This window comes from Streptomyces sp. PA03-1a (assembly GCF_033792805.1).
In the GTDB taxonomy this organism is placed as follows: Bacteria; Actinomycetota; Actinomycetes; order Streptomycetales; family Streptomycetaceae; genus Actinacidiphila.
Genome location: NZ_JARAVO010000036.1, coordinates 1 through 10,355 on the forward strand (window position 1 = coordinate 1; position 10,355 = coordinate 10,355).

The following is a 10,355-nucleotide window of genomic DNA, read 5'->3' on the forward strand; positions in this document are numbered from 1 at the left end:
GGTGGGAACGGCGGACGGAGGGCGCCTGAACCCGGCCCCTGAAGACTCGGCGCCCTCCGTCCGCCGTTCCCACCGTCCCGTTCCACGTACCCGCCACCCACCCAGCCAGGGAGCACTCCCCCATGCCCACCGATTTCCCGGTCTTCCCGCCCGGTTTCCGTTTCGGCGCCGCCACCGCCGCGTACCAGATCGAGGGTGCCCACGACGAGGACGGCCGCGGGCCGTCCATCTGGGACACCTTCAGCCACACCCCGGGCCGCACCGCCGAGGGCGCCACCGGTGACGTGGCCTGCGACCACTACCACCGGCACGCCGAGGACGTACGCCTCCTCTCCGACCTGGGCGTCGACTCCTACCGCTTCTCCGTCGCCTGGCCGCGCGTCGTCCCGCAGGGCCGCGGCGCGGTCAACGGCAAGGGCCTGGACTTCTACGACCGCCTCACCGACGACCTGCTCGCCGCCGGCATCTCCCCCGCCGTGACCCTCTACCACTGGGACCTCCCCCAGGCCCTGGAGGACGAGGGCGGCTGGCGCAACCGCGCGACGGCCGAGGCCTTCGCCGCGTACACGGCCGCCGTCGCCGAGCGGCTCGGGGACCGCGTCGAGCGCTGGATCACCCTCAACGAGCCCTACTGCTCGGCCTTCGTCGGCTACGCCGAGGGCCGGCACGCCCCCGGCGCGCAGGAGGGCACCGGCGCGCTGGCCGCCGCCCACCACCTGCTGCTCGCCCACGGCCTGGCCGTGCGCGCCCTGCGCGAGGCGGGCGCCCGCGAGGTCGGCATCACCCTCAACCTCGACCGCATCGAGTCGGCGAGCGACTCCGCCGCGGACCAGGCCGCGCTGCGCCGGGCCGTGACGCTGCACAACGACACGTGGACCGAGCCGCTGTTCTCGGGCCGCTACCCCACCGGCGAGGCCGAGACCTGGGGCGCGCTCGCCGACGGCTCGTACCGCCGCGAGGGCGACCTCGAGGTCATCGGGGCCCCGCTGGACTTCGTGGGCCTCAACTTCTACCGCCCCCTCACCGTCACCGACGCCCCGCACCGCGAGGCCGACCCGGCCCGCCGTACCGCCGTCGACATCGGTGTGCGGGAGACCGACCCGTACGGGACGCGGCACACCACCATGGGCTGGCCCGTCGTGCCCGAGTCCTTCACGGCGCTGCTGCTGGAGCTCAAGGAGCGTTACCCGTCGCTGCCGCCCGCCTTCATCACGGAGAACGGCTCGGCCGAGGCCGACGTCCTCTCCCCCGACGGCCGCGTCGACGACGCCGACCGCGTGGCCTACCTCCGCGACCACCTCCACGCGCTCCTCGCCGCGATGGACGCGGGTGTGGACGTGCGCGGCTACTACGTCTGGTCGCTGCTGGACAACTTCGAGTGGGCCCGTGGCTACGGCCAGCGCTTCGGCATCGTGCACGTCGACTACGACAACGGCGCCAAGCGCACGCCCAAGGCCAGTTACGGCTGGTACCGGGACCTGATCGGCGCCCACCGGGCGGGACGGCAGGAGCGGTCGTGAAGTTCACCGACGGCTTCTGGATGATGCGCCCGGGCGTCACGGCGAAGTACGCGGCCTCCGTCGCCGACGCCTCGGTCGCGGACGACCGGATCGTCCTCCACGCGCCGGTGAAGCCGGTGCGGCAGCGCGGCGACACGCTCAACAGCCCGCTGCTGACGGTCGAGTGCTGGTCCCCCGCCGAGGGCGTGATCGGCGTGCGCACCACCCACCACGCCGGGAAGGCCCGCCGCGGCCCGGAGTTCGGCCTGGCCGGCGCCGGGGACGGCGGCACGGGGAAGACCGCCCGCGACGGCTCGGTGCTCGAGCTGACCTCGGGCGAACTGACGCTGCGCGTCGACACCTCCGCCCCGTGGCGCCTGGACTTCACCGCGGGCGGCCGTGTCCTCACCTCGGCCGGCGCCCGCGGCACGGGCTTCGTCACCGACGCCGACGACCGGCACTTCATGGTGGCCCAGCTGTCGCTCGGGGTCGGTGAGCTGGTGTACGGCCTGGGCGAGCGTTTCACCCCGTTCGTGAAGAACGGCCAGACCGTGGACATCTGGCAGGCGGACGGCGGCACGATCAGCGAGCAGGCCTACAAGAACGTCCCGTTCCACCTCACCAACCGCGGCTACGGCGTCTTCGTCAACCATCCCGGCAAGGTCTCGTACGAGGTCGGCTCCGAGGTGGTCGACCAGGTGCAGTTCAGCGTCGAGGACCAGTCGCTGGAGTACTTCGTCGTCCAGGGGTCCACCCCGAAGGAGATCCTGGCCCGCTACACGGCCCTCACCGGCCGCCCCGCGCTGCCGCCGGCCTGGTCGTTCGGCCTGTGGCTGTCGACCTCCTTCACCACCTCCTACGACGAGGCGACCGTCAGCCACTTCGTGCAGGGGATGGCGGACCGCGGAATCCCGCTGAGCGTCTTCCACTTCGACTGCTTCTGGATGCGCGAGTACCAGTGGAGCGACTTCACCTGGGACGCGGAGGTCTTCCCCGACCCCGAGGGCATGCTCGCCCGTCTCAAGGAGCGCGGGCTGCGCGTCTCCGCCTGGATCAACCCCTACATCGCGCAGAAGTCCGCGCTCTTCGCGGAGGGCATGCGCGAGGGCTACCTCGTCATGCGGCCGAACGGCGACGTGTGGCAGTGGGACCTGTGGCAGCCGGGGATGGCGCTGGTCGACTTCACCAACCCCGCGGCCCGCGCCTGGTACGCGGAGAAGCTGCGCGCGCTGCTGCGGCAGGGCGTCGACGTCTTCAAGACCGACTTCGGCGAGCGCATCCCGGTCGACGTGGTGTGGCACGACGGCTCCGACCCGGAGCGCATGCACAACTACTACGCGCAGCTGTACAACCAGGTCGTCTTCGACCTGCTGCGCGAGGAGCGCGGCGAGGGCGAGGCGGTGCTCTTCGCCCGCTCGGCCACCGCGGGCGGGCAGCAGTTCCCGGTGCACTGGGGCGGTGACTGCGAGTCGACGTTCACGGCGATGGCGGACAGCCTGCGCGGTGGTCTGTCGCTCGGCCTGTCGGGCTTCGGTTTCTGGAGCCACGACATCGGCGGCTTCGAGGGGACGCCGGACCCGGCGCTGTTCAAGCGATGGGTGCAGTTCGGCCTGCTGTCCTCGCACAGCCGGCTGCACGGCAGCAGGTCCTACCGCGTGCCCTGGGAGTTCGGCGACGAGGCCGTCGCCGTCACCCGCGACTTCACCCGCCTGAAGAACCGCCTCATGCCGTACCTGTACCGGGCCGCACTGCAGGCCCGTGACCAGGGCACTCCGATGATGCGGGCGATGGTGCTTGAGTTCCCCGACGACCCGGCCTGCCACCACCTCGACCGGCAGTACATGCTCGGCGACGACGTGCTGGTCGCTCCGGTCCTCAGCGCGGACGGCGGGGTCGAGTACTACGTCCCGGCCGGCACCTGGACGCACCTGCTGACCGGCGAGCGCGTCGAGGGACCGGGCTGGCGGCGCGAGACGCACGGTTTCGACACGCTCCCGCTGCTGGCGAGGCCCAGCTCGGTTGTGCCGTTCGGCGCCTTTGAGGAGGGCCCGGAGTACGACTGGGCCGACGGCGTCACCCTGCGGGTGCACGCCCCGGCCGACGGCGGCGAGACGATCGCCACCGTGCCCGCACCGGACGGCACGGCGGCCGCCGTCTTCCGGGTAAGCCGTACGGGTGACACGGTCACGGTCGAGGCCCGGGGCGAGCGCCCGCCGGCCACGCCGTGGAACGTCCTGCTCGTCGGTGCGGACGACACGGACGGGGCCGAGGGCGCCACGTCGGCCGAGCGCACCGGGCTGGGCGTGCTCCTGACGTGCGCCGCGGGAACCGGACGGGTGACGGCGCGCTGGTCGTAGCCACGCGCCGGCCGTGAGGGGCCGCGCCCGAAGCCCTCGGTGGCTACGGGCGCGGCCTCCGCCCGGCGGCTACGGGCGCAGGCTCAGCCGGCTGCGGATGGCCCGGACGGCGCCCTCGGCGTCGTCCACGGTGACGGTGAAGTGCCGGCCGTTGCCGAGGTCGATGACGACACCGGGCCCGCGGCGGACCACGACCGCGGTGCCCTGTTCCGGCCGCCAGCGGTAGCCCCAGCCGCCCCAGTGGCGGGGGCTGACGACGGGGGCGAGGTGCGCGTCGTTGATCTCCTCCCACCGGAACCGCCGGCGGGGCACGCCGATGTGGCCGCAGAGCACCTGGAGCCCCTCGCGGTCCACGTTCACGCGGACGTGCGTGAACGCGACCGTTCCGAACAGCACCAGCAGCCCCGCTGCGATGCAGCCCACGACCGACATGACCAGCGGCACCGTGCCCGAGGTGTAGGGCGAGGCCACGGCGAGCTCGATGCCGAGCGCCATGCAGGCCGCTCCCGCGGCCGCCAGCAGCCACTGGAAGCGGTTGCTCGCGTGGCCGGTCCACACCTGGGATGTACGCGCGTCGTCACGCTGCGCGTCCGTCATAGTCCGCAGCCTACTCATCCCACGACGAGTTGGCACCGTTCCACGGAGGGGAAATGGGGGGACGCCGCCCGGGGGCGCGTCCGGGCGGTGTCAGCGCGCCTCGGCCGTGGCGGGGGTCACTCCGGCGTCGAGGGAGCGGCCCTCGGCGTAGGCCTGCGCCTCGGGCGTGACGGCGCCCGCCCGTCCGCTGAGGATCACCGCGAGGCTCCCGGTGGACGCCGCGTCCGGGCGCGGCTCGGCGCCGATCCGCCGCAGGGTCTGGGCGGCGACGGCGTCCGCCGAGCCGTACAGCCGGGCGGGACCGGCCAGGGCGGACAGGATGCGGTCGGCGACCAGCTCGTAGTGGGTGCAGCCGAGGACGACCGCCTCCACGTCGGAGGGGGTGAGCGCGGCCGCGGCGGCGATGGCGGTGGCGGTCGCGGCCTCGTCGGCCCGGTCGACGGCGTCGGCGAGGCCGGGACACGGCACCTCGGTGATCTCGGCGCCGTTGCCGAATTCCTCGATCAGCCCGCGCTGGTAGGGGCTCCCGGTGGTCGCCGGGGTCGCCCAGATCGCGACCTTGCGGGCCCCGGCCGCGGCGGGCTTGATCGCCGGGACGGTGCCGACGACCGGGATGCCGGGTTCGAGCGCCGCGCGCAGCGCGGGCAGGGCGTGCACCGAGGCGGTGTTGCAGGCCACGATCAGCGCTTCCGGGCGGTGCTCGGCGGCGGCGAGGGCGCAGGCCAGGGCGTGCGCGGTGACGTCCTCGGGGGTGCGCGGACCCCAGGGCATGCCGTCGGGGTCGCTGGAGAGCACCAGGTCCGCGTCCGGCCGCAGCCGGCGGATGGCCGCGGCCGCGGCGAGCAGGCCGATACCGGAGTCCATCAGCGCGATCTTCACGGGGGACAACCCTACGCGATGCGATTGTCGGCCCGCTCTGCGGCCGTACCGGGGGAAATGACGCACGCGGGAGGGCGACGGCGGCAGACTGCGGGGGTGACGTGGCTGACGTGGGTGACCATGGTGTCGTTGCTGTCGTGGGTGTGGCTGCTGCTGGCGCAGGGGGCGTTCTGGCGGACGGACGTGCGGCTGCCTGCCGTCGCGGCGGAGCCCCGGGAGTGGCCGGACGTGGCGGTGGTCGTCCCGGCGCGGGACGAGGCGGAGGTGCTGCCGCGGAGCCTGCCGAGCGTCCTGGCGCAGCGCTACCCGGGACGCGCCGAGGTGGTCCTGGTGGACGACGGCAGCAGCGACGGCACCGGGGAACTGGCCCGTGCGCTGGCGGTCCGGGTGGACGGGCTGCCGCTGCGCGTGGTGACCCCGGGGCCCGTGCCGGAGGGCTGGACGGGGAAGCTGTGGGCGGTGCGCCACGGCATCGAGGTGGCCACCGCGTCCGGCGGCCCGGAGTTCCTGCTGCTGACGGACGCCGACATCGCGCACGGCCCCGAATCGCTGCGCCACCTGGTGGCCGCGGCGCAGGCAGGCGACCTGGACATGGTGTCGCAGATGGCCCGGCTGCGGGTCGCCACGGCCTGGGAGCGGCTGATCGTCCCCGCCTTCGTCTACTTCTTCGCGCAGCTGTACCCGTTCCGCCGGGTGAACCGGCCGCGTGCCAGGACCGCCGCGGCCGCCGGCGGATGCGTGCTGATCCGCCGCACGGCGGTGGAGCGGGCGGGCGTGCCCGACACGATCCGGCACGCGGTGATCGACGACGTGGCGCTGGCCCGCGCCGTCAAACGGTCCGGCGGGCGGATCTGGCTGGGCCTGGCCGATGAGGTCGACAGCGTCCGCCCCTACCCCGGCCTCGCCGAGCTGTGGCGGATGGTCTCGCGCAGCGCGTACGCGCAGCTGCGGCACAGCGCGGTCCTCCTCGCCGGCACGGTGCTCGGCCTGCTGCTGGTGTACGTGCTCCCGCCGCTCGCCACGATCGGCGGGGCGGTCACCGGTGACCGCTCGCTGTGCGCGGCGGGCGCGGCGGCGTGGGCCCTGATGTGCGGCACCTACCTACCGATGCTCCGCTACTACCGGCTGCCGCCGTGGCCGGCGCTGCTGCTGCCGTTCACGGCCGTCCTCTACCTGCTGATGACGGTCGACTCGGCGGTGCAGCACGGCCGGGGCCGTGGGGCCGCGTGGAAGGGCCGCACCTATACGCGGCCGCGGCCCGACGACGCCTCGGCGTAGACGACGGCGAGCCGGGCGCCGACGGCTGCCGTGCCGTAGCGGCGCCGGGTGCGGTCGGCGAGGGCCGCGGGACGGCGCGCGGACAACCGGGCGGCGGCCTCCACGAGCGCCCGGCCGAGTGCGGGGGCGTCACCGGGTGGGGCGAGCACCCCGCCGTCGTGCCCGACGAGTTCGGGGAGCGCGCCGGTGCGGGTGCCGACGACGGGGGTGCCGCAGCAGAGCGCGTCCAGGGCGCGCACGCAGAAGCTCTCCACATGACTCGCCACGAGGAAGAGGTCGGCGTGCGCGACGGTGTGCAGCGCCTCGGCGCGGCCGCGGGCCCGGCGCACCGTGACGAAGTGGGCCACTCCGCACTTGCGTATCAGCTCGCGCACGTCGCCGGGGAGTTCGGCGGACCCCTCGGCGATGACGTCCAGCCGCAGCCGCGGGTCCTTGACCCGGGCGCCGGCGAAGGCGCGCACCAGCACCTCCCAGCCCTCGTGCGCCTCGAAGCGCCCGGCGGCCGCCACCCGCACCGGGTCCTGGCTGATCCGGGTGCGGGCGGGCACCGGCGGCAGTGCCTCGGGGCCGACCGGGTGCGGCACGAGGCGGTGCCGGCCCGGGAGGCGGAGTTCCCCGAGCCGCAGCAGCAGTGCGTCGCTGACCGCGAGGACGGCGGCGGCCTCGCGGTAGATCCGCACGCGGGACCGCCGCGCGGGAAGACCGGGGAGCGGGCGCGTGGGGTGGCCGAACAGTGACGGGTCGTCCTCGCTCAGCACGTAGGGCAGCCCCGCGGTCCGTGCGAGCCGGGGCAGCAGTCCCCCGGCGCCGGGCACATGGCCGTGGATGAGGTCGAACCGGCCGCACTCGGCCGCTTCGTGGCGCAGCACGCCCTCGACGCGGCCCGCGGTGATCCGGCGCGCCACGGCGCCGCCGTGGGGGACGGCGACCTGGTAGTGGTGCGGCCGCTCGGGGTCGCGGCCGGCGTAGGGGACCCCGCGGACGGCGGGCAGGGTCAACTCGCGGACGGCCACCACGTCGACCACGTCGGCGACGGTCGCAGCGGCCTTGTGCCATTCCTCCGGCCGCGCCGGCCGGTTCTGCCCGAAAAGCATGGCGACGCGCATGGCCCACTGTGGCATATCGGGGGCCTCCCGGGACGAAGTTCGCCGGAGTCACGGAAACGCCGCGTTCCTCCTTCGTGCGGGTGACCTGTTGGTGCGTGAGAGTGCCGGTCCCGTCACCCTCCGGCACCACCCGGCCGGGTGCTTCCCCGCGCCCGTGTTCCTGCGTGACGAGCGGTAACGCCCCAGGCCCAGCGCCTTTACGCGATCCGAACGGCGGCCACGGACCGATTTCCTCCGATTCGCTCGCAATAGGGGTCAGCCGTCACTCACTGCACATGAAATGACCTGCTAATCGGTCTCCCCAACCAGCACATCGTGGGCTTAACTTATGGGCTATGACCTCCCCCCGCGGTTCTTACGGCGGTGGCTACTACACGTCGCCGTTCTTCCCCGACACCCCCATCTACGACAGCCTGGTCGCAGAGCGGGGCACCCCTCAGATCGCGCCGATCCGCGTACCGTCCGCGTACGACACCGGCAGCAATCTCCCGGCCCTGCCGGCCGCGCTCCCCGCGCTGCCGCCCGGCCCCTCGCAGTACTCCTCCGCGCCGAGCACGCCGTCGTACTCCGGCTACTCGGCGCCCGGCTACCAGCAGCCCCAGCTGCAGCAGGCGCCGGCGCCCTACATCCCGCAGCAGGCCACCGCGCCCCGGCCCGCCGCCTTCAACGGCGGGTACCAGGCGCAGCAGGCCCCGCAGCAGTACCAGGGCCCGGCCGGCTACGAGCAGGTGCGCCCCGCCGCCGCGCCGCGTCCGGCGCCGCCGCGCCCCGTGGCGCCCAGCGGCTACGACGAGCAGCCGTACCAGCGGCGCAACCTCGGCCAGGGCTACTACTCCGGCTGACGCCGGCGGGCGGCCCGGTCCCCGCCGACGGGTGACCGCGCCGCCTGGCACGATGGCGGAATGACGACTCCGACGCCGACACCGCGCCTCAGCTCCCTGCACGTCCACCCCGTCAAGTCGCTCGGTGGACAGCGGTTGTCCGAGGCGCTGGTGGAGCCGTGGGGGCTCGCCGGAGACCGCCGGTGGATGCTCGCCGACGCTGCGGGACGATGCGTCACGCAGCGGGAGCAGCCCCGGCTGGCCCTGGCACGCGCGGAGTCGTCCCCCGGTGGTGGGCTGCTGCTGACCGCCCCGGGGATGCCGTTGCTGGACATCGACGCACCGGGACCGTCCACGACGGTCCCGGTGCACATATGGGGCGACAAGGTGGAGGCCGTGCCCGCGGGAGACGCGGCCGCCGCCTGGTTCAGCACGTACCTGGGCACGGAGGTCACCCTCGTCCACCTCGACAACCCGGCCCGCCGCCGCCCGATAGACCCGGACTACGCGCGCCCCGGTGAGACCGTCAGCTTCGCCGACGGCTTCCCCCTGCTCGTGACGACCGAGGCCTCGCTGGCCGCCCTCAACGCCCTGATCGCCGCGGGCGACCACCCCGGCGAAGGCCCCCTTCCGATGGACCGCTTCCGTCCCAACGCCGTCATCGCGGGGACCGGCCCCTGGGCCGAGGACACCTGGACCCGGATCCGCATCGGGGAAGTCGAATTCCGCGTCGTGAAGCCCTGTGGGCGTTGCGTGGTGACGACGACGGACCAGCGCACCGCGGCCCGTGGCCGGGAACCCCTGCGCACCCTCGCGCGCCACCGCAGATTCGGGGGCAGACTGGTTTTCGGACAGAATCTCGTGCCCGTACGACCCGGAACACTCCGGGTGGGAGACGCGTTGTTGATGGTGGAGTGAACGCGTCCCGAGACCGCGGCACGGTCCGGGCACCGGACGGGTGCCGGCGTGAGATGGCCCCCTCCCGCTCGGTCCATGCCGCGCATGTGCCGTGCCATGTGCGGTACTTGGACGGTGAAGGGGGTGCGGCCCGATGGCGGCCACGCACGTGCGGTGGTGGCGTTGGCGGAAGAACAGCCTGCGCCGCCGTTCCGACGTGTTCGAGGCCTGCGCGGGGGTCGCGGCGGGCTGCGCCATCGTCCTGGGGGCGCCGGCCGCGGGGCTGGTCGCCGGGCTGGCCGTGGACCACTCCCTCCAGCACACCGTCGGCGTCGAGCACGCCACCCGCATCGAGGTCGGCGCCCTGGTGCTCAAGGCCGGGCCGCGCGAGGCCGCCGACCCCGACCCCGAGTCCGGCCACGTCCGCGAGGAACGCCGTGACGCCGTGGTCCGCTGGACCGCTCCGGACGGGCAGGTCCACACCGCCCAGGTGCGCGTGGCCGCCACCCACGACAAGGGCGACCACCTCACGATGTGGACCGACAAGTCCGGTGCCGTGCCCGTGCCCCCGCCCCTGGACACCCGGTCCGCCACCACGCATGCGATGCTCGCCGGGATCGGCACCTTCCTCGCCGCGAGCGTGCTGGGGTTGATGGGGCGCCAGGTGCTCATGTGGCAGTTGATGCGCCGCAGGCTCGCGGAGTGGGAGCGCGAGTGGGCCGCGGCCGGGCAGAGCTGGGGCCGCGCCGGGGCGGGCGGCTGACCACGCCGGATACGTACGCCGGTGCCACGGATCATCCGCAATCGGCCTCATCCGCCCGGTTCCATCAGGTGATCCATCGGCATCGGGTGCTGGCGCGCGCCCCGCGCGCGCTACCGTTGAGGCCCCCAGGTCGGCGCAGTGCAAGAGGACGGGGCAGA

At 74.1% G+C, this 10,355-nt stretch carries 9 protein-coding genes; 6 read left to right on the plus strand and 3 right to left on the minus strand.

Features of this window, described 5'->3' with window-relative positions:
* Window positions 1-122 precede the first annotated feature (122 nt).
* Together PV341_RS10660 and yicI are read left to right on the plus strand one after the other, a co-directional pair.
* The gene (locus PV341_RS10660) at window positions 123-1,520 is read left to right on the plus strand and encodes a GH1 family beta-glucosidase (RefSeq protein ID WP_500324329.1); all 1,398 of its coding nucleotides are present in this window, start codon (window positions 123-125) and stop codon (window positions 1,518-1,520) included.
* On the plus strand, window positions 1,517-3,856 hold the full coding sequence (gene yicI / locus PV341_RS10665; RefSeq protein WP_500324330.1) for an alpha-xylosidase: 2,340 nt from the start codon (window positions 1,517-1,519) through the stop codon (window positions 3,854-3,856). Before PV341_RS10660 ends, yicI begins: the two co-directional genes overlap by 4 nt.
* A gap of 69 nt (window positions 3,857-3,925) precedes the next feature.
* Here yicI and PV341_RS10670 read toward each other — a convergent pair whose 3' ends face one another.
* Complete coding sequence (locus PV341_RS10670) at window positions 3,926-4,453, minus strand: hypothetical protein (RefSeq protein WP_499510680.1); 528 nt, start codon at window positions 4,451-4,453, stop codon at window positions 3,926-3,928.
* Between the two features lie 90 nt (window positions 4,454-4,543).
* Window positions 4,544-5,332 (minus strand): glutamate racemase, encoded by a 789-nt coding sequence (locus PV341_RS10675; RefSeq protein ID WP_500324331.1) that lies wholly within the window; start codon window positions 5,330-5,332, stop codon window positions 4,544-4,546.
* Window positions 5,333-5,452: 120 nt separating this feature from the next.
* On the opposite strand from PV341_RS10675, the gene PV341_RS10680 reads away from it, so the two are divergent.
* Window positions 5,453-6,610, plus strand: coding sequence for a glycosyltransferase (locus PV341_RS10680; RefSeq protein ID WP_500324490.1), 1,158 nt, complete (start codon window positions 5,453-5,455; stop codon window positions 6,608-6,610).
* Here PV341_RS10680 and PV341_RS10685 read toward each other — a convergent pair.
* Window positions 6,574-7,731 (minus strand): glycosyltransferase, encoded by a 1,158-nt coding sequence (locus tag PV341_RS10685; protein WP_500324332.1) that lies wholly within the window; start codon window positions 7,729-7,731, stop codon window positions 6,574-6,576. The genes PV341_RS10680 and PV341_RS10685 overlap by 37 nt on opposite strands.
* Window positions 7,732-8,051: 320 nt before the next feature.
* Between PV341_RS10685 and PV341_RS10690 the strand changes: the two genes are divergently transcribed.
* From PV341_RS10690 to PV341_RS10700, 3 genes are all read left to right on the plus strand, one after another.
* A complete protein-coding gene (locus PV341_RS10690) occupies window positions 8,052-8,558 on the plus strand; it encodes a DUF6643 family protein (protein ID WP_500357479.1) in 507 nt (168 codons plus the stop codon).
* Between the two features lie 60 nt (window positions 8,559-8,618).
* Complete coding sequence (locus PV341_RS10695; RefSeq protein ID WP_500324334.1) at window positions 8,619-9,455, plus strand: MOSC domain-containing protein; 837 nt, start codon at window positions 8,619-8,621, stop codon at window positions 9,453-9,455.
* 133 nt (window positions 9,456-9,588) lie between these two features.
* The gene (locus PV341_RS10700) at window positions 9,589-10,197 is read left to right on the plus strand and encodes an Rv1733c family protein (RefSeq protein WP_500357480.1); all 609 of its coding nucleotides are present in this window, start codon (window positions 9,589-9,591) and stop codon (window positions 10,195-10,197) included.
* Window positions 10,198-10,355 lie beyond the last annotated feature (158 nt).

Bases quoted from the DNA above. Each gene is read 5' to 3' on its own strand.
- PV341_RS10700 (WP_500357480.1), top strand. From the start codon at position 9,589: ATGGCGGCCACGCACGTGCGGTGGTGGCGTTGGCGGAAGAACAGCCTG.
- PV341_RS10695 (WP_500324334.1), top strand. From the start codon at position 8,619: ATGACGACTCCGACGCCGACACCGCGCCTCAGCTCCCTGCACGTCCAC.
- PV341_RS10690 (WP_500357479.1), top strand. From the start codon at position 8,052: ATGACCTCCCCCCGCGGTTCTTACGGCGGTGGCTACTACACGTCGCCG.
- PV341_RS10660 (WP_500324329.1), top strand. From the start codon at position 123: ATGCCCACCGATTTCCCGGTCTTCCCGCCCGGTTTCCGTTTCGGCGCC.
- PV341_RS10680 (WP_500324490.1), top strand. From the start codon at position 5,453: ATGGTGTCGTTGCTGTCGTGGGTGTGGCTGCTGCTGGCGCAGGGGGCG.
- PV341_RS10685 (WP_500324332.1), bottom strand. From the start codon at position 7,731: ATGCCACAGTGGGCCATGCGCGTCGCCATGCTTTTCGGGCAGAACCGG.
- PV341_RS10670 (WP_499510680.1), bottom strand. From the start codon at position 4,453: ATGACGGACGCGCAGCGTGACGACGCGCGTACATCCCAGGTGTGGACC.